Below are 19,148 nucleotides of genomic sequence, written 5' to 3'. Positions count from 1 at the left end.
CGTGTAAGCCTGTCGGCACCGCGTTCCAGCCTATTCCAATTGCGGTGACGGTGCATTTGATCGGTGCCGGATCCTCGCATGTATTCAAGCATCAGTTGGCGGTCGTCGGTCCAGGGCGACGGCCGCACGATCCTCCTGCCCGACGGGCAAATCAGCAAAAACCTGTCCAGTCCGCGCGGAAGAGAAACGGCTTTTCGACCTCGCGCGCAGTTATCGCCCGCATCGCAGACGACGCCGCGTGGGAGTACGTGCGAGAAATTTCCCAGCGATTGCGGAATGATGTGCTCGACGCTTCGTGAAGCGCTTGAGTCCCTCTTGCAGAACAAGCAGCGCATCGTCACGCCTTTTTAAGCGCCGCCTGGCGCCAAGTAGAGACGAAGCCGCTCCGTGATCGCGCCGTCCTCCCCAGCCGGTCGATGGACAAACAACGGGATAGTCAGTGCCGCCGCGATAGTGCAGGCTTGCTGGATCGCCTCAGCTTGCACCGACCCAAGATCCTGGGTCGACGGCCGCTGCCGCGTGGTGTCATTCCTGCGGCGGCGCGCGATTTCTTCCGGCGCATCTTCGAGGAACACCATCGCCCTTACGTTCATCGGGTCGAAGACGCGCGGATCGATGCGGACAAGTCCGCCCGGCGTCTCGATGACCGTATGACAGTCCAGCACGACGAGAGACGCGGCCCGATCGACCCGGCGGGCAAATCCTTGCGCCAAGAGCTGTTGGTTTTCGTTGAGGTCGGCCGCGCGCAGCGCATCAAGCGTCAGGCTTTGGCCGCCTCTCGACGTTCGCGCTTCCTTGATCAGCGCACTCGCCTGTAAGATTTGCATGGGGATGGCGCTCTTCAAACGCGTCAGCAGCGTCGACTTGCCCACGCCCGAAAGCCCCGCAACAGCGACCACTGGGGGCGTCATGGCGTAAATCCCAGATTGAGCCGTGGCAGCAACGCGTCGAGATGCGCCCGGCTCAACTCGAAGATCGACTGCGGCGGATGGCCCTTGATAATCCCCAAATCCCGCAGCTCGGCCAGCTCGATCGGCGGATCGATGTACCCCGCGAGCAGATAGTTGATGACCTTCACCTCGCGTCCGGCCGTCGCTTCCCAATCGTTTAGCTGGGTCTCACTGTAGACGGAGCGCCCACCCGTCAACTGCATCAGTTCCTTGGTCGAAGCCGCCGCCGAGACTTCTTCGAAGACGCCAACGGCCGTCAATGCCTGTGACGGCGGGCTGACCGACTTGCCCTTATAGAAAAACAAGAGCGAGCCAGCCGACCCTAGGTTGGACTGTGCGCGACAGAGGTAGACCTTGCGAATGGTGTTGCCGGGCCGCTTAGGACTGCCCGTGACGCCGACCAATTCGAACAAGTCCGGCTGCGCCGGATTTTTCAGATCGGGATAGAGCGTATCGTGGTAACCTTCCTTGATCGGCACCACGAAGGCACGCGTATCCGGCCGGGCGATGAAGCGCGGATAGTTGAGCCTGTCGCGTTCGAAATCCGAAGACCCCGGGATTGCCACCAAAGGCGCGCGCGAAAACTCTTTTTCGTACACCAACTCGCCATCGTCTTTCGATTTGGTGTTGACGAACCCGTAGTATTCGAGGAGGTCGATCAGGGCGACCTGCGAGGAATAGGTGGTCACATAGGCCACGTCGTATTTGTTGGCTTGCGCGAACCAGAACACCTTTTTCAGCAGAAGTTCGCCCAATTTCACGCCGCGCTTTTCGGGCCGTACCTTGAACGTGCAAATCTTCAATATCTTATCGGCTTTGATGGTCGCGTCCGTGTCCACCCCGGTTTCGTCCTTGCGAACGATCAGGCCAGCAAGCCCGTCATCGAACACGGCCCAGCACGCGCGCCGCTCACGCACGCATTTTTCACGCCACCACGTATCGAATGGCGGATAATCCTCGCGAAGGCTATCGAAAATCTCGTCTGTCAGCTTGATTTCGTTGGCGGCGACCTCCTCAACATAGCGAACCGGCGTCTCGACCGGCTCGTACGTCGTCCGCAAAAGCGATACGGCGTCCGCAACGAACAGAACACGCCGACCCAGCTCTGGCGCGGCACGCCGGGCGCGTTCGTGAAGGCCGCGGTCTTCGGTGACAAGAAAGTCGGCGGCGCCGCGCTCGATCGCATCCAAAAGCGTTGCATCGACAACGTCATTCGGACGCCGGAACGGCCCGAACCTCCGCTCCAGCTCCGCGACTTCGAGGCCGCGCACTTTCTTGAGGAGCTGAAATTCTCCAGCTTGCTCAGCGAGATTTTGCGACGATCTGCATCCTTATCGCGCTGAATATCGTCGCGCGCCGCCTCGTGGCCCAGCACATCCACCTTATGCTTTGACGCAATGCTGAGAAGTGCGGCGAAGGCAGGCTGGACGGTGTGATGATCTTCGAGGCCGATAATGACGTTCGTATCAATTAGATACGTCTGAATACTCATCTTGGAGGGCCGTACGTAGGACGGGGGTTGCGTATAAATAGGACTGGGGCGGTTCGAAGCCGAAACGGTCTCGCAGCTCGGAGAGATTCAGCGGGCGTGAAAACGGCCGGGCGTTGGCGATCTTCAGCGCGAAGCCTTCCTGCACGCCTTCAAAGTACGCATCAAAATCGGCCCGCTTGATCTGCGCCATCTTGCCAAACTTCTTCCAGATTTCGCCCACCGGCGCCTTCACAACGTTATCGATTTCCGCACTTCCCACCATCGCCCGTACCGGCGACGTCGAATAGATATAGGCAATCGTCCCCCGCGGCGCGGAGATTGGAAAACGCCGCCGCAACTCGATCGTCTTCGTGCCATCAAAAATCTTGTTGGAATAAAGGGGTCGGACGCTGAGGACCACATCCCTGGTCGGACGAAACACCTCGTCGCCGAATATGGGAAAAACAAGCTGACCCTCGTCGTGCAGATCAGCGTCGAACGCACCCTCGGTGCGCAGGCCCCGGCGGGCGTCAGTATCGAAAGCCGCCTCGATCCGTAGCGTTGCGCCCAACGCCTCAACATACTTCTGCAACGAGGAAATCTGCACGTCGCCCCGGTGCTCGATTTTCGATATCGCCGCCTGGCCGACCCTCAACCGTTCCGCTAGGTCGTTCTGCGTCAATCCCGCAAGGGCACGCAACGCGCGCAGCGAATTGCCGACAACCCGCCCGAGATCACTCCCGTTCACGCGAACCGCGCTTACGACTTTTCCGTTCAATTTTGGCATAAAATTCCTCATCGAAACCAATTTTACGCGAGTCGAATATTCCTTACAAGGAATATTGCTTCTGCCCGTCCGCAACGGTAAATGTACGGCCTTCGTGCGGGGGGACCATGAACGAACAATCCGCCCGGATTACAATGATCTGCGAATGCATCGATCACTGCTTTGCGTTCGCCATCTGGTGCGCGCGGACTTCGCCCAGTTTCTCGATCCCGAGGAAATGCAGGCTTGCTTGAATCGCGCCGCAGAGTTGATGGCCGACGCCAGCCGTTTGACGAGCTTTCTCGCGCTACGAAAGCTCGATGACTTTCTTCGAGGCTCGAAAGCGAAGGCGGATGACTTGATCACCTCCTCCTCCTGCCCGACGGGCAAATCAGCAAAAACCTGTCCAGTCCGCGCGGAAAAAATATTTCTGTTTTTCCGAAATGCAAATCAGTCTATTAGTTCGCGCGTCTCACCCGATTGAGGGGCGCTTCGCGATCGTCACGAGTGTTGCGGTGGGATGCGGTGGACGCGGATTGCGCAACGGACGAGTGCGCATGAGGCGGACGGCGAAGTCGTGTGGTCCTGACGCTCCGACGCTGGCGTCAAGTCCGTGAGAAGCTAACGCCTCTCGCGGGCGACGGTGGCAAGAAGCCCGGCCTCACCGAGGAGAGCACGATATAAGCCGTAAAACCATTGCGCAGGGAATGCCGGAGTGCCTCCGCTGAACCTGTATGCTCGTGTGCACTTCTTTCTGCACTTATGCACACGAGACCGCGGGTGCAGCGCGCACCCGGCGTTCCCTGCGCCCTCTTGGTTCTGGGCGAATGATTTTGCAAAGCTCGGGTGAAACGCGCCGCGAGACTGTGGATCTGCATCTGAAATGTGCCTGGTGAACTCTATGCGAAGCATTTTCTGGATTCGGAATAATTCGCAACACGGCCGCTGTTGCGAGTGAGTGGCGATTGCGTGTCGTGAACGACACTTGATGTTCATCAACGCCCTGCTACACCGCGGCCCATGAGCGCGCACAACGTCAAATCCTCGGTCGCTGCGATCTCGGTCTTTGCCAGCGGTGGCATGGCCGCGGCGAAATTCGTCGTCGGGATCGCGATCGGCTCGCTGGCGCTGATCTCGGAGGCCCTGCACTCCTCGGTCGACCTGATCGCGACCATCATCACCTGGGCGGTGGTGCGCGTGTCCGACCTGCCCGCGGACGAAGAGCATCATTACGGCCACGGCAAGCTCGAAAGCGTCTCCGCGCTCGGCGTCATCGCCCTGCTCTACGTGCTCGCGGGCGGCATCCTGGTCGAGGCCTACAGCCGGCTGAGCGAAGGCGCGCCGCCGCCGTCGATCTCCGCGATCCCCTTCGTGGTCCTCATCATCGACATCGTCGTCAACCTGTGGCGGGCGCGGGCGCTGCATCGTGCGGCGCGCGAAACCAAGAGCCAGGCGCTCGCAGCCGACGCGCTGCATTTCGCCTCCGACGTGATGGGCTCCTTTGCCGTTATCATCGGCCTCATCCTCGCCGGGCTCGGCTTCTGGTGGGGCGACGCCGCCGCGGCCATCGCTGTCGCCGTCATGATCGCCCTGCTCGGCCTGCGGATGGCGCGCGCGACCGTGGAGACGCTGACCGACCGGGCTCCGGAAGGCGTGCTTGAGAAGGCGACCGCGGCGATCCGGAACGTGCCCGGTGTCGTCGAGGTCGAGCGGCTGCGCGTGCGCATGGTCGGCCCGACCTATTTCATCGACGCCATCGCCAAGGTGCCGCGCACCATTCCGATCGACCGCGTCGAAGAGATCAAGCGCAGGGCGCAGGCCGCGGTCGCCGGCGTGCTTGGCGATGCCGACCTCACCTTCACCGCGGTGCCGGTCGCACGCGACAATGAGAGCGTGCGCGAGCGCATCATGGTGATCGCGCGCAATTCCGGTCTTGCCATCCATCACGTCACCGTGCACGCGCTCGGTGAGAAGCTGATCGTCAGCATCGACCTCGAAGTCGATGGCGAGATGGAGCTCACCACGGCCCATGCCATCGCCCACGACCTCGAACGCGCGATCCGCGAGGACTTCGGCGAGGACGTCGAGGTCGACACCCATATCGAGCCGCTCGAGCCGGAATTGCCGTGGGGCAGCGACGCCGCACCCGATCGCGTCGAGACCATCAGACAGGCGCTGACGCGCTTTGCCGCTGATGGCCCGATCCATGACATCCACAATGTGCGTGTCCGCGACTCCGACGCCGGCGAGATCGTCAACTTCCACTGCCGGGCCGCACCGTCGATGAGCGTCATCAAGGTGCATGAGGGAGTCGACGCGATCGAGCGCGCGCTGCGCCGCGCCTTCCCCACCATCAAGCGCGTGATCAGCCACGCCGAGCCGCCGCACTCGTAGGAACACGTCGACGTTCTCGTTTCGGACTCTGTTTGAGAGCCGCGATTCTGTCTTGGACAAGAATTATTTCGCATTAACGAATCGTTGACTCTCGACACGCCGGGAAAACTGGATTCAAATCACATTGATTCGGGAGCAACGTGGGGTTGGCTTTCGACGGTGTGCAAATCAGATTGCGGTGGGGGTCTAGGGCATGGCGCGTGCGCATGCGGCGAACGCGTGCGTTCAATCCGATTCGATCAAGGGATTGGCGCAATCGATCGCGAAACCTGACTACCACAGGCTCTTGACCGCTGAGCCTGCGTTGCGCCGGGCCGTGCCCACGCTCATCATCGCCTTCCTGATCACGATCTGCCTCGGCGCCTTCGTCCAGGTGGTCGACCAGAACCGGCAGAAGCGCGCTGCCCTGAAGCGCGACCTCTCCGCCCTCTCCGATATCCTCGCCGAGCGGCTCGATCGCCTGACCTCGAGCCGCCGCGAACGCCTTAGCAATATCGAGCAGTTGCAGAGCCTGCTGCCCGATCTCATCCCGTCTTGGGGCATCGCCAGGGGCCGCCACATCATCGTCACCAGCGCCGACCACCGCATGCTCGCTCGCGCCCCGATCGACAGGCTCGGCGAGAACGACCGGGTGCTCGACATCGTCTCCACCGCGCAACTGCTCGCCGCGCCGAGCCAGCAGGGCCTCCTCGCCGACATGCTTCTGCCGAATGGCGACGGCGCGCTGGCCATCTCGGTTCAGGTGAAATCGCTGCCCGGCCAGGTGATCGTGATCCAGGAGATGAACGAGCCGATCTGGGGATCGGACGCCGCGCTCTCGGTCACGCTCTCGGCGACCACGGGCTTCGTCGTGCTCATCCTCGGCTTCGCTTTCCACTGGCAGTCGACCCGCGCCCGCGAGGGCGATCTCATCAATGACGCCGTCCGCGGCAGGATCGACACCGCGCTCAACCGCGGCCGCTGCGGCCTGTGGGACTGGGACCTCTCGCGCGGCCGCATCTTCTGGTCGCAGTCGATGTTCACCCTGCTCGGCCTCGAATCCCGCAACGACCTCCTGACCTTCGGCGAAGTCAACGCGCTGGTGAAATCCGACGACATCGATCTGTTCGACATCGCCGACCAGCTCATCTCCGGCAAGATCGACCACATCGACCAGTCGTTCCGCATGCAGCACACCGAGGGCCACTGGATCTGGCTGCGCGTGCGCTGCGAGCTTAGCCAGGCCACCGCCGACGGCGCCCTGCACCTGATCGGGATCGCGGTCGACATCACCGAGCAGAAGAGCCTCGCCGAGAAGACGGTGGAAGCAGACCTGCGGCTGCGCGACGCCATCGAGACCATTCCGGAAGCCTTCGTGCTCTGGGATGCCGAGGACCGCCTCGTGCTCTGCAACTCGCACTTCCAGCGCCTCCACAAGCTGCCGGATTCGGCCGTTGCCCCCGGGACCTCCTACGAGACCGTGATCGAGGTCGGCAGCATGCCGGAGGTGCGCACGCGGTTGCACGAGACCGGCGTGCCGATGCCGGGCGCGCGCACCTTCGAGGCGCAGCTCGACGACGGGAAGTGGCTGCATATCTCCGAGCGCCGCACCAAGGACGGCGGCTACGTCTCCGTCGGCACCGACATCACCCGCATCAAGGCGCACGAGCAGAAGCTCGTCGACAACGACCTGCGCCTGCGCGCCTCCGTCGTCGATCTGAAGCGCTCGCAGTCCGAGCTCGAGCGGCAGGCGCTCGAGCTCGCCGACCTCGCGGAGAAATATTCGCAGGAGAAGACGCGGGCCGAGGAAGCCAACGCCGCCAAGTCGAAATTCCTCGCCAATATGAGCCACGAGCTGCGCACGCCGCTGAACGCGATCATCGGCTTCTCCGAGATCATGGGCAGCGGCATGTTCGGCGCGCTCGGCTCGGACAAGTATCAGGAATATTGTCACGACATCCTCACCAGCGGCAAATATCTGCTCGACGTCATCAACGACATCCTCGACATGTCAAAGATCGAAGCCGGGCGCATGAAGCTCGACCTGGAGCCGCTCGACCTGTCGAGGACGCTCGCGGAATCGCTGCGCGTGGTGTCGGGGCGTGCGCAGGCCAAGAAGCTGACGCTCGATGCCGACATCGAACGCACGATTCCCGTGGTGGCCGACCGCCGCGCGATCAAGCAGATCGTCGTCAACCTGCTCTCCAATGCGGTGAAGTTCACGCCCGACAATGGCCGGGTGATCGTGCGCAGCCAGGTGCTGGACGATCAGATCGTGATGCTGATCGCCGACACCGGGATCGGCATCGCACAGGACTCGCTGCAGCGCCTCGGCAAGCCGTTCGAGCAGGTCGAGAGCCAGCTCACCAAGACCTATCAGGGTTCGGGCCTCGGCCTTGCGATCGCGCGCTCGCTGACCAGCCTGCACGGCGGCTCGATGAAGCTGCGCTCGAAGCTCGGCGTCGGCACCGTCGTCCGTATCGCCCTGCCGCGCAACGCCTGCGCGGCGAGGATGCGGGCAGCGGCGTAGCTTTCACACCGCTGTCGAAGCAGCCCTTGCCAGTGGCAACTGGAGACTCGTTTCCAGCAAGGCCCGGTCATTCAGCACCGCCAGCGTCTCGCGGGCGGTGAGAGAGGCGACCGCCTGCTCGAAGGTGTCGCTCGCCTTGATGCGGGCGCGGGCGATTGCGAGCTGCGGGTCGATTTCCTCCGGTCGCCGGCGCGTCGGTGGGGGAAGCGAGCGGAGATGTTGCGTCAGGAATGACAGGTCGCGTTGCAGTTCGACCAGCGCGCGGCCGCGATCAACCGAAGGCGATGCAGCCAGTTCGTTCGCGCGGGCCAGCACGGCCGGCGGCGCGACTTCCTCCGGTGTCGCAAACAGCGCCCTCATCCGCGGCTTCGCCGTATAGGCGCCGATCGGAATGGCAAACAAGAGCCCGATGATGACCGGCGACATCCACAACAGCAGCGGCAGAGAGACGGCATAGGCGCTCGCGGCCATCAGCACGCCGAAGGCCGTGGGCACTCCGTATTTTCGATAGAGCTCGCGCCGCTCGACCGAGCCGTCGTCGCGGCGCTGCGTCTGCCATCCGGCGTCACGGCCGATCAGGATTTCGATCACCGCGATCGACTGGAAGACCATCATCGCGGGTGCGATCATGGCGGAGATCAGTACTTCGACGATGACGCCGAGGAAAGCGCGAATGGCGCCGCCGAACCGCCGTCGCGTCTCCCGCTGCGTCAACAGCAACAGAAAGCCGAGCAGCTTCGGCACGATCAGAAGCGCCATGGTGGCGCCGAACACCCAGGCCGCGAGAACGGGGTCCTGCGCCGGCCAGTTGGGAAATAGCGCAAACCCCTTCGGAAAATATTCGGGGCGGACGAAGCGGGCCTGCAGCGAGATCAGTATGCCGAGCAGCAGGAACGTGAACCAGAGCGGCGCGGTGATATACGAACCGATCCCGGTCATGAAATGCAGGCGCGAAATCCAGTGCAATCCGCGCGTCGGCAACACGGCGAGATGCTGCAGGTTCCCCTGGCACCACCGGCGATCGCGCGCCGCGAAATCCAACAGCGAAGGCGGCACTTCCTCGAAACTGCCGCCGAGCGTCGGCGCCATGTAGATGCCCCAGCCGGAGCGTCGCATCAGCGCGGCCTCGACAAAGTCGTGGCTCAGGATATGTCCGCCGAACGGCTTTCGCCCGTGCAGCTCCGGCAGCCCGGCAGCTTCGGCGAATGCGCTCACCCTGATGATGGCATTGTGCCCCCAGTAATTGCCTTCGGAGCCGTGCCACCAGGCAACGCCCGCTGCGATCATCGGCCCATAAAGCCGGCCCGCAAATTGCTGCAGGCGGCTGAACAGGCTTCGTGCATTGACGATGATCGGCAACGTCTGCAGCAATGCGGCCGCGGGGTTTGCCTCCATCGCATGAACCATCCGCACCATCGTGTCGCCCGTCATCAGGCTGTCGGCATCCAGGACGATCATGAACTGATAGCCGCTCCCGAAGCGGGAAACCCACTCGGCGATGTTGCCGGACTTGCGCGCGACGTTGTTGGCGCGGTGACGATAGTAGAGCCGATCGGAACCGCAGGCTTGCCGCAGGTTCAGGAAAGCGCGTTCCTCGGCGATCCAGATATCGGGATCGGTGGTGTCGCTCAGCACAAACCAGTCGAAGTGCTCGCCATGCCCGGTCGCCTCGACGGACTCGTAGATCGCACGCAACCGAGCCATCAACTGGTTTTCGTTTTCGTTGTAGGTCGGCAGCAGCACCGCCGTCCGGCTCCCGATCTCAGGCAAGACGCCGCTGGTGGCGATTTGCAGTGCGTTCCCTCTTCGGCCGAGCAGGACGAAAAAGCCCGCAAGGGCGGAGGCGAACGAGAAGCCGATCCAGGCGAGCAGCGCCACGAACAGCGCGAGCACCATCCATTCCAGGACGGTCACGCCCCCGACTTCGAGCACCTTGTACATCTCATAGGCGCCGGCGCCGGTGAGCGCGATGGTGGCTGCAAAGACAAATGTCCGCCGCAGCCACATGCTTGACGCCACCGGCACGGGCTGCCGCGTCGCCTGCGGCGCATGCGCGAAGTCCGATGTGATCATCTCGAGCGGATATTCGCGTGGCAGGAACCCGTCGGTGGGCGCATCCGGCGTCAGCGGCGACGACGTCGCTACGGAGCCCATCGATAAACCCACACTTCGGAAAGAGGTTTATCGTCTTGCACCAGCAAGGCTCGAAGCTCGATGGGCGTATCCTTCTTCACCGCGCATTGGAAGCTGAGCCGCCATCCACCCGTGTCAGGATTTGGTTGCGTGACGATGTTGGTGATCTCGGACTTCTCGGCGCTCACAACGCCCTTGATGCTGTTGGGATCGACACCCTTCAGGTTGTCGCCGATCAGATCCAGCACGAACAATTTGCTGTCGTCGCCACGCGCTCCGATGCCGGTGCGCACGAAGCGGGCGAGCGAATGAGGCTTCGGCATATCCGGACCCCAGTGCAGGCGATAGGTGAAATTGTTTTCGCTCTTCGCCTTCAGCGGCACCTTCGGCCGCCAGAACGCGGCAATGTTGTCGTGGATTTCCTCTTTGGTCGGAATCTCGATCAGTACGACGCCGCCCTCGCCCCAATCGCCGATCGGTTCGACCCAGAGGCTCGGGCGTGCTTCGAAACGTGACTCGATATCCTCGTAGGCGGCGAATCTCTTCTCGCGCTGCATCAGCCCGAAGCCGCGTGGATTGAGGTCCTGGAAGGTGCTGACCTGAAGATCCCGCGGATTGCTCAGGGGACGCCACAGGCTTTCACCCTTGCCGTTGAAGATCGCGAGCCCGTCGGAATCGTGCACCGAGGGGCGAAAATCGTCGACATCGTTGCGGTCATTGGGGCCGAAGAAGAACATGCTGGTCATCGGCGCCAGCCCCGCGTGCTCGAGATCGGCCCGCGGATAGAGCGACATCTCGACGTCGAACACCGTGGTCTCGCCGGGCCGCAAGGTGAAACGATAGCTGGCGGCGCAGCTCTTGCTGTCGAGCAGCGCATGGATGACGAGCGAGGTCGCGTTCGCCGCGGGGCGTTCCAGCCAGAACGCCTTGAAGGTGGGAAATTCCTCTCCCTTCGCCTCGCCGGTATCGATCGACAATCCCCGCGCCGACAATCCGTAGGTTTCACCCTTGGCGACGGCACGGAAATAGCTCGCGCCGAGGAAGACGCAGACCTCATCGAAATAGTCGGGCTTGTTGATCGGCGCGTGGATGCGAAGGCCGGCAAAGCCGAGATCATCAGCGGCGAACGCCGGCACATCGTTGCCAAACGAGAAGTCGTCCTTGCGATAGCGGATTTCGTTGGCCTGGCCGTCGACGACTTCGAAGATGTTGACCCTGTTCTTGTAGAAGAAGCCGCGGTGAAAGAACTGCGCCTGGAACGGCAGCTTGTCGGCGCGCCAGAGCGCGCGCTCCGGCATGAAGCGGATCGAGCGATATTGATCGTAGTTCAGATCCTTCAGCTCGGCAGGCAGCTTTTCGTCGGGCGCCTCGAACGATTTGCTCGCGAGGCTGCGCGCGAGCTCCCGAACGGTGGACGCATCAAACGGAACAGTCGCGACCGCTTCGGTTCCCGGAAACAATACGAGTGTCGGCAGCACTGCCGAGCCTTGCAGTAGCTGGCGACGATTCACGAGAACTCCTCAGCATTTGGACCAAGCGCCGCATGGAAACAGCCAAGCCGTCGGCAAGTTCCATGAATGCTGGAACGTTCAGCTAAAGATTCCTCTCAGATGATCTCCGTCCCCGTCGTTTGGGAAAACTCCGCACCCGGCCGCGGCGCAGCCACGAAAATGTCCGGAACTCGTCAACAACATGAGCCGCAATTCAGGCAATAACAAACCGCCCACGGCAGCGTCGTGGCTCACCGCCATCTTTCGCAAGCAATGGCGGTGGCGCGTTGGTCACGCACTATGATTTGGAGATACCGACTCCAGCGTGGGGGCGACTTCGCGCGCGACCTGAACCAGGGCGGCGATCAAGGGTGTCATCGGGTCGCGCTGCGGGATCACCAGGCCGATACTGTAGTTCACCACGGGGTCGACGATCGGAATGCTGCGCACGGCGTCGGCGAGGCCGAGTGTCTCCGCGAGCTTTGCCGGCATCACGCTTGCCCAGCGCCCGGTCTTCACATGGGTGTAGAGCACGAGCAGCGAGTTCGAGGTCAGCGTCGGCGTTGCTTCCGCCCCGACTGAACGAAGTGCCCGATCGATGATGCGGCGGTTCTGCATGTCGGGCGTCAGCAGGCACAGCGGCACCTGGCCGACCTCTTTCCACGTCACAGAGTCGCGATCGCCGAACATGGCGTCGGGCGATGTCAGCAACCGATAGCTCTCGTTATAGAGACGGATGGTGCGAACCTTGCCGATCGGCTCGTTCTCGATATAGGTCAGCCCGGCATCGACCTCGAGGTTCTCCAAGAGGCCGAGCACGTCGGACGAGGTGCAGGACTGGATGCGGAAACGCACGTCGGGATGACGGGCGCGGAACGGCGTGGTGAGCGAAGCCACCATGCCGAGCACAGTCGGGATCGCCGCGATCCGGATCTCGCCGGAGAGCTTGTGCCTCAGCCCGTTGATCTCCTCCCGCATCGCGCGGGCATCGCCGACGATGCGGCGCGCCCAGTCGAGCGCGCGCTCGCCTTCGGGCGTGAAGCCCTGAAAGCGGGAACCGCGCTGCACCAGCATCACGCCGAGGAGATCCTCGAGCTGCTTGAGGCTCGTCGACATCGTCGGCTGCGTGACGCCGCACGCCTCCGCCGCGCGGCCGAAATGCCGCTCCTTTGCGAGTGCCAACAGGAGTTCAAGCTTGTCGATCAAGAAGGCCTCATCAGCTCTGGCATGCCACTTCGAATATAACGATCACAGCCGGGACGAACACGAGAAAAAGCCGTACCGCACAAGGTGTTCTGCTACCAATTCTATTTCTATATTGATCGATTTCATATCCCAATCGATCGCTGTTCACGATCGCAGCATGAGACAGCTTTATTGATATCTGGATCGATTCCAACTTTCATGGGCGCGAGTGAAAACCCTCCGATTTGAGAGGCATGGATGACATCGGCCTACGAACCCTGGAACGAAGCGCGCGGCGCCGAGATCATCGCCGAGCATGCCGAGCTCGAAGGCGCGACGCTGGTCATCCTGCACGCCCTGCAGGAAGCCTTCGGCCACGTGCCCGAGCCCGCGATCCCGATGGTCGCTTCCACGCTCAATCTCTCGCGTGCCGAGGTCCACGGCGTGTTCACCTTCTACCATGATTTCCGCAAGGCGCCTGCAGGCCGCCATGTGCTGAAGCTGTGCCGCGCGGAGGCCTGCCAGGCCGCCGGCGGCGACGCGCTGGCCGCGCGCGCGGAAGCCAAGCTCGGCGTTGCGCTCGGCAACACCACGGCCGATGAGCGCGTGACGTTGGAGCCGATCTACTGCCTCGGCCTTTGCGCCACCGCGCCGTCAGCGATGCTGGATGGCCGCGTGGTCGGCCGGCTCAATGAGGCGCGCCTCGACGCGCTGGTCAGGGAGGCGCAGCGATGACGATGCGACTCTTTGTCCCCCGCGATGCTGGCGCGGTCGCCGTTGGCGCTGATGAGGTCGTGACGGCGCTGCAGCTCGCCGCCGAGAACCACGGCCTTGCGATCGAGATCGTCAGGACTGGCTCGCGCGGGCTCTATTGGCTGGAGCCGATGGTCGAAGTCGCAACAGCGGCGGGCCGGATCGCGTTCGGCCCGGTGAGCGCCGCGGACGCAGCTTCCCTGCTCGATGCGATGGCCGCCGACGGGCCGCATCCGTTGCGGCTGGGCGTTGCCGACGAGATCCCCTGGCTCAAGCGCCAGACCCGCCTAACCTTCGCGCGCTGCGGCGTGGTGGATCCCCACTCGGTCGAGGACTATCGCGCCCATGGCGGCTACAGGGGCCTGGAGCGGGCGCTGACGCTCTCCCCCGACGAGATCCTTGCCGACGTCACCGCCTCCGGCCTGCGCGGCCGCGGCGGCGCCGGCTTCCCGACCGGCATCAAGTGGAAGACGGTGGCGCAGGCCAGCGCCGACCGGAAGTACATCGTCTGCAATGCCGACGAAGGCGACAGCGGCACCTTCGCCGACCGCATGATCATGGAAGGCGATCCGTTCGTCGTGATCGAGGGCATGACGATCGCCGGCATCACGGTCGGCGCCACCAAGGGCTACATCTACACCCGCTCCGAATATCCGCACGCGGTCGAGGCGATGAATGCCGCGATCGCGGCGGCGAAGCGCGCCGGCTATCTCGGCGCGCGCATCGGCGGTTCCGCACATAGTTTCGATCTCGAGGTGCGCGTCGGCGCCGGCGCCTATGTTTGTGGCGAGGAGACCTCGCTGCTCGAAAGCATAGAAGGCCGCCGCGGCATCGTGCGCGCCAAGCCGCCGCTGCCCGCCCACAAGGGCCTGTTCGGGCGGCCGACTGTCATCAACAACGTGCTGTCGTTTGCCGCGATCCCGTTCATCCTCGACAACGGCGCCAAGGCTTACGCAGATTTCGGCATGGGCCGCTCGCGCGGCACGATGCCGATCCAGCTTGCCGGCAATGTGAAGCATGGCGGCCTGTTCGAGACCGCATTCGGCATCACGCTCGGCGAACTAGTCGATGAGATCGGCGGCGGCTCCTTCACCGGCCGTCCGGTGCGCGCGGTGCAAGTGGGCGGTCCCCTAGGTGCCTACTTCCCGCGCGCTCTCTTTGATACGCCGTTCGACTATGAGGCCTTTGCTGCACGCGACGGATTGATCGGCCATGGCGGCATCGTCGTGTTCGACGATAGCGTCGACATGGTCAAGCAAGCGCGCTTTGCGATGGAATTCTGCGCGATCGAATCCTGCGGCAAGTGCACGCCATGCCGCATCGGCTCGACCCGCGGCGTGGAGACCATCGAGAAGATCATCCGCGGCGAGCGCGTGGCCGAAAACCTCGCCCTCGTCGAGGACCTCTGCAACACCATGAAGTTCGGCTCGCTCTGCGCGCTCGGCGGCTTCACGCCCTACCCCGTGCTGAGTGCCCTCAGGCATTTCCGGGATGATTTCGGCCCGGCACCGGCCCGCTTAGAGGCCGCGGAATAGGAAAATCGCCATGTCATTGATCGAGGAAATCGACTTCGGCACGCCGCGCTCCAAATCGGAGACCATGGTCACGCTGACCATCGACGGCAAGCCCATCACGGTGCCCGAGGGCACCTCCATCATGCGCGCGGCGATGGACGCAGGTCACCAGATCCCGAAGCTCTGCGCGACCGACATGGTCGACGCCTTCGGCTCCTGCCGTTTGTGTCTCGTCGAGATCGAGGGACGCGCCGGCACGCCGGCCTCCTGCACCACGCCGGTGGCGCCGGGCCTCGTGGTTCACACCCAGACGGACCGATTGAAGAAGCTGCGCAAGGGGGTGATGGAGCTCTACATCTCCGACCATCCGCTGGACTGCCTGACCTGCGCCGCCAATGGCGATTGCGAATTGCAGGACATGGCCGGCGCCGTCGGCCTGCGCGACGTGCGCTACGGCTATGAGGGCGACAACCATGTGTTCGCCAAGTCCGATGGCGCGGTCAATCCGGCCTGGATGCCGAAGGACGAGTCCAACCCTTACTTCACCTACGACCCTGCCAAATGCATCGTCTGCTCGCGCTGCGTCCGCGCCTGCGAGGAGGTGCAAGGCACCTTCGCGCTGACGATCGCCGGCCGCGGCTTCGACAGCCGCGTCTCGCCCGGCATGAGCGAAAGCTTCCTCGGCTCCGAATGCGTCTCCTGCGGCGCCTGCGTGCAGGCCTGCCCGACCGCGACGCTGACGGAAAAATCGGTGATCGAAATCGGCCAGCCCGAGCATTCCGTGGTGACCACCTGTGCCTATTGCGGCGTCGGCTGCGCCTTCAAGGCCGAGATGCGCGGCGAGGAAGTGGTGCGCATGGTGCCGTACAAGGACGGCGAGGCCAATCGTGGCCACTCCTGCGTCAAGGGCCGCTTCGCCTGGGGCTATACCAACCACAAGGAACGCATCCTGAAACCGATGATCCGCGAGCGGATCGCCGATCCCTGGCGCGAGGTGTCGTGGGACGAGGCGTTCTCCTTCGCCGCCGCGAAGTTCAAGGCGATCCAGCAGAAATACGGCCGCGACGCGGTCGGCGGCATCACGTCGTCCCGCTGCACCAATGAAGAGACCTACCTGGTGCAGAAATTGATCCGCGGCGGCTTCGGCAACAACAATGTCGATACCTGCGCCCGCGTCTGCCACTCGCCGACCGGCTATGGCCTGTCGCAGACCTTCGGCACCTCGGCCGGGACGCAGGATTTCGATTCGGTCGAAGAGACCGACGTCGTGATCGTGATCGGCGCCAATCCGGCTTCGGCCCATCCGGTGTTCGCCTCACGGCTGAAGAAGCGGCTGCGGCAGGGGGCAAAACTGATCGTGATCGATCCGCGGCGCACCGAAATGGTGGAAGCCCCACACCTCAAGGCGCTGCATCTGCCGTTGATGCCGGGCACCAACGTGATGGTCATGACCGCGCTCGCGCATGTCATCGTCACCGAGGGCCTCGTCAACGAAGCCTTCGTGCGCGAGCGTTGCGACTGGAGCGAATTCGAGGAATGGGCGGCGTTCGTCGCGCAGCCGAACAACAGCCCGGAGGCGACCGCGATCCTCACCGGCGTCGACCCGAAGGCACTGCGCGAGGCGGCGCGCATCTACGCCACTGGCGGCAACGGCGCGATCTATTACGGTCTCGGCGTCACTGAGCACAGCCAGGGCTCAACCACGGTGATCGCAATCGCCAACCTCGCGATGGTGACAGGCAATATCGGCCGTCCCGGCGTCGGCGTGAACCCGCTGCGCGGCCAGAACAACGTGCAGGGCTCTTGCGACATGGGCTCGTTCCCGCATGAGCTGCCGGGTTACCGCCACATCGCGACGGATGCGGTGCGTGACCAGTTCGAGGCGATGTGGAACGTGAAGCTCAACCCGGAGCCGGGCCTGCGCATTCCCAACATGTTCGACGCCGCGATCGAAGGCACCTTCATGGGCCTCTATGTGCAGGGCGAGGACATCCTGCAGTCCGACCCCAACACCTCCCACGTGGTGGCGGCGCTGTCGGCGATGGAATGCGTGATCGTGCACGATCTCTTCCTGAACGAGACCGCGAATTACGCGCACGTGTTCCTGCCGGGCTCGAGCTTCCTGGAGAAGGACGGAACCTTCACCAATGCCGAGCGTCGTATCCAGCGCGTGCGCAAGGTGATGACGCCGAAGAACGGGCTGGCCGACTGGGAGGTCACCATCCGCCTCGCCAAGGCGATGGGCTTCGAGATGCACTACAACCATCCCTCCGAGATCATGGACGAGATCGCGGCGTTGACGCCGACCTTCGCCGGCGTCTCCTATGCCAAGCTCGACGAGCTCGGTTCGGTGCAATGGCCCTGTAACGAGAAGGCGCCCGAGGGAACGCCAGTGATGCATATCGGCGGCTTCGTGCGCGGCAAAGGCAAGTTCATCGTCACCGAATATGTCGCGACCGACGAGCGCACCGGCCCGCGCTTCCCGCTGCTGCTCACGACGGGACGCATCCTCAGCCAGTACAATGTCGGCGCGCAGACCCGCCGCACTGAAAATGTGGTCTGGCACAGCGAGGACCTGCTGGAGATCCATCCGCACGATGCCGAGCAGCGCGGCGTGCGCGACGGCGACTGGGTGCGCCTGAAGAGCCGCGCCGGCGAGACCACGCTGCGCGCGCTCATCACCGACCGCGTCGCGCCGGGCGTAGTCTACACCACGTTCCATCATCCGGACACGCAGGCCAATGTGATCACGACCGATTATTCGGACTGGGCGACCAACTGTCCGGAATACAAGGTCACCGCAGTCCAGGTCTCGCCGTCCAACGGTCCGTCCGACTGGCAGAAGGCCTATGACGCGCAGGCGAAGCATTCGCGCCGGATCGCGCCGGTCGTGGAAGCCGCGGAGTGAGGATGCACGATCCCGTCACCAGCGCGGAACGGCAGGTCTGGCGCGACGGCAGCCTGAGCGAAGGCACGCGCCAGATCCCCGAGGAGACGGCGCTGGCGCTGACCTATAATGGCGGCACCTACGCCGTGATGATGGGCACGCCGCAAGACCTGCGCGACTTTGCCGTCGGCTTCAGCCTCTGCGAGGGCATTGTTCAGTCCGCCGAGGAGATCGAGACGTTCGATGTCATCGAACTCGATGACGGCATCGAGCTGCGGATGTGGCTGGCGCCCGAAAAGGCCGCGCTGATCAACGAGCGGCGGCGGCACATCGCAGGCCCGACGGGCTGCGGCATCTGCGGCATCGATTCGATCGCGGAAGCGGTTCGTCCGGCGGCGATCGTGCCAATGGGCCGCAGCTTCTCGCCGCGCGAGATCATGGCCGCGATGGCGGCAATCGCGCCGCTGCAGGCGATCAATCTCAGGACCCGCGCGGTGCATGCCGCTGCGTTCTGGACGCCGGCGCGCGGCATCGTCGCGCTGCGCGAGGATGTCGGGCGCCACAATGCGCTCGACAAGCTCGCCGGCGCACTGGCGCAGACGAGAGTGCCGACCAGCGAGGGCATGGTGCTGTTGACGAGCCGCGTCTCGGTCGAGATGGTGCAGAAGACGGCAACCATCGGCGCGCCGCTGATGGTCGCGGTATCGGCGCCGACAGCGCTTGCCGTGCGCATGGCCGACGCCGCCGGCATCACGCTTGCGGCGATCGCGCGCACCGACGGGTTCGAGGTATTCACGCATGCGGAGCGGATCGCGACCCGCGCCGATGCCAGGGAGGCCGTCCATGTCGCCTGACCGACTGATCTACATGGCCAACCAGATCGGCAAGTTCTTCCAGAACCAGGGGCATGAGCGCGCGGTGCCGGGGATCGCCGAGCATATCAAGAAGTTCTGGGACCCAAGGATGCGCAAGGCGATCTTCGCCCATCTCGACGCCGGCGGCGCGGGGCTTGATCCGTACGTCCACGAGGCGCTCAAGACATTGAAGAAGGCCTGAGCCACGGAATTGTAGGGTGGGCAAAGCGAAGCGTGCCCAC

At 63.6% G+C, this 19,148-nt stretch carries 13 protein-coding genes and 1 pseudogene; 8 read left to right on the top strand and 6 right to left on the bottom strand.

Features of this window, described 5'->3' with window-relative positions:
- Positions 1 to 347 precede the first annotated feature (347 nt).
- From OZ411_RS00145 to OZ411_RS00135, 3 genes and pseudogenes are all read right to left on the bottom strand, one after another.
- On the bottom strand, positions 348 to 911 hold the full coding sequence (locus tag OZ411_RS00145; protein ID WP_282526285.1) for an AAA family ATPase: 564 nt from the start codon (positions 909 to 911) through the stop codon (positions 348 to 350).
- Positions 908 to 2,442, bottom strand: a pseudogene (locus OZ411_RS00140) (GNAT family N-acetyltransferase). The gene OZ411_RS00145 and the pseudogene OZ411_RS00140 overlap by 4 nt, the downstream one beginning before the upstream one ends.
- On the bottom strand, positions 2,417 to 3,208 hold the full coding sequence (locus OZ411_RS00135) for a helix-turn-helix domain-containing protein (protein ID WP_282526284.1): 792 nt from the start codon (positions 3,206 to 3,208) through the stop codon (positions 2,417 to 2,419). Before OZ411_RS00135 ends, OZ411_RS00140 begins: the two are co-directional and overlap by 26 nt.
- Before the next feature lie 145 nt (positions 3,209 to 3,353).
- Here OZ411_RS00135 and OZ411_RS00130 point away from each other — a divergent pair, with 145 nt between their 5' ends.
- The 3 genes from OZ411_RS00130 (at position 3,354) to OZ411_RS00120 (ending at position 8,090) form a co-directional block, all read left to right on the top strand.
- Positions 3,354 to 3,671 carry a hypothetical protein gene (locus tag OZ411_RS00130; RefSeq protein WP_282526283.1) on the top strand — a complete coding sequence of 106 codons (318 nt, stop codon included), beginning with the start codon at positions 3,354 to 3,356 and terminating at the stop codon, positions 3,669 to 3,671.
- A gap of 536 nt (positions 3,672 to 4,207) precedes the next feature.
- Positions 4,208 to 5,581 carry a cation-efflux pump gene (locus tag OZ411_RS00125; RefSeq protein ID WP_282526282.1) on the top strand — a complete coding sequence of 458 codons (1,374 nt, stop codon included), beginning with the start codon at positions 4,208 to 4,210 and terminating at the stop codon, positions 5,579 to 5,581.
- 193 nt (positions 5,582 to 5,774) lie between these two features.
- Positions 5,775 to 8,090: an ATP-binding protein gene (locus OZ411_RS00120; RefSeq protein ID WP_282526281.1), complete on the top strand. Its 2,316-nt coding sequence runs from the start codon at positions 5,775 to 5,777 to the stop codon at positions 8,088 to 8,090.
- Between the two features lie 3 nt (positions 8,091 to 8,093).
- Here the strand turns inward: OZ411_RS00120 and mdoH are convergent, their stop codons facing one another.
- The 3 genes from mdoH to OZ411_RS00105 all read right to left on the bottom strand — a co-directional run bounded on the left by mdoH (position 8,094) and on the right by OZ411_RS00105 (position 12,919).
- Positions 8,094 to 10,244: a glucans biosynthesis glucosyltransferase MdoH gene (gene mdoH / locus OZ411_RS00115; RefSeq protein WP_282526280.1), complete on the bottom strand. Its 2,151-nt coding sequence runs from the start codon at positions 10,242 to 10,244 to the stop codon at positions 8,094 to 8,096.
- The gene (locus OZ411_RS00110; protein WP_245476349.1) at positions 10,232 to 11,683 is read right to left on the bottom strand and encodes a glucan biosynthesis protein G; all 1,452 of its coding nucleotides are present in this window, start codon (positions 11,681 to 11,683) and stop codon (positions 10,232 to 10,234) included. The genes mdoH and OZ411_RS00110 overlap by 13 nt, the downstream gene beginning before the upstream one ends.
- A 321-nt stretch (positions 11,684 to 12,004) precedes the next feature.
- The gene (locus OZ411_RS00105) at positions 12,005 to 12,919 is read right to left on the bottom strand and encodes a LysR family transcriptional regulator (RefSeq protein WP_130579997.1); all 915 of its coding nucleotides are present in this window, start codon (positions 12,917 to 12,919) and stop codon (positions 12,005 to 12,007) included.
- A 237-nt stretch (positions 12,920 to 13,156) separates the two neighbouring features.
- Here OZ411_RS00105 and OZ411_RS00100 point away from each other — a divergent pair, with 237 nt between their 5' ends.
- Genes OZ411_RS00100 through OZ411_RS00080 form a run of 5 tightly spaced genes read left to right on the top strand, consistent with a single transcriptional unit; the run spans position 13,157 to position 19,108 of the window.
- Complete coding sequence (locus OZ411_RS00100) at positions 13,157 to 13,633, top strand: formate dehydrogenase subunit gamma (RefSeq protein ID WP_282526279.1); 477 nt, start codon at positions 13,157 to 13,159, stop codon at positions 13,631 to 13,633.
- Positions 13,630 to 15,186 carry an NADH-quinone oxidoreductase subunit NuoF gene (locus OZ411_RS00095; RefSeq protein ID WP_282526278.1) on the top strand — a complete coding sequence of 519 codons (1,557 nt, stop codon included), beginning with the start codon at positions 13,630 to 13,632 and terminating at the stop codon, positions 15,184 to 15,186. The genes OZ411_RS00100 and OZ411_RS00095 overlap by 4 nt, the downstream gene beginning before the upstream one ends.
- Before the next feature lie 10 nt (positions 15,187 to 15,196).
- Positions 15,197 to 18,073, top strand: a complete 2,877-nt coding sequence (fdhF, locus tag OZ411_RS00090; protein WP_282526277.1) for a formate dehydrogenase subunit alpha — start codon at positions 15,197 to 15,199, stop codon at positions 18,071 to 18,073.
- A 2-nt stretch (positions 18,074 to 18,075) separates the two neighbouring features.
- Entirely contained in the window at positions 18,076 to 18,906 is an 831-nt protein-coding gene (gene fdhD / locus OZ411_RS00085) for a formate dehydrogenase accessory sulfurtransferase FdhD (protein ID WP_282526276.1), read from the top strand.
- Positions 18,896 to 19,108, top strand: a complete 213-nt coding sequence (locus OZ411_RS00080) for a formate dehydrogenase subunit delta (RefSeq protein WP_282526275.1) — start codon at positions 18,896 to 18,898, stop codon at positions 19,106 to 19,108. Before fdhD ends, OZ411_RS00080 begins: the two co-directional genes overlap by 11 nt.
- Positions 19,109 to 19,148: the final 40 nt, after the last annotated feature.

This window comes from Bradyrhizobium sp. Arg237L (assembly GCF_029990105.1).
Classification (GTDB): Bacteria; Pseudomonadota; Alphaproteobacteria; order Rhizobiales; family Xanthobacteraceae; genus Bradyrhizobium.
This window is presented reverse-complemented; position numbering and strand designations above follow the sequence as displayed.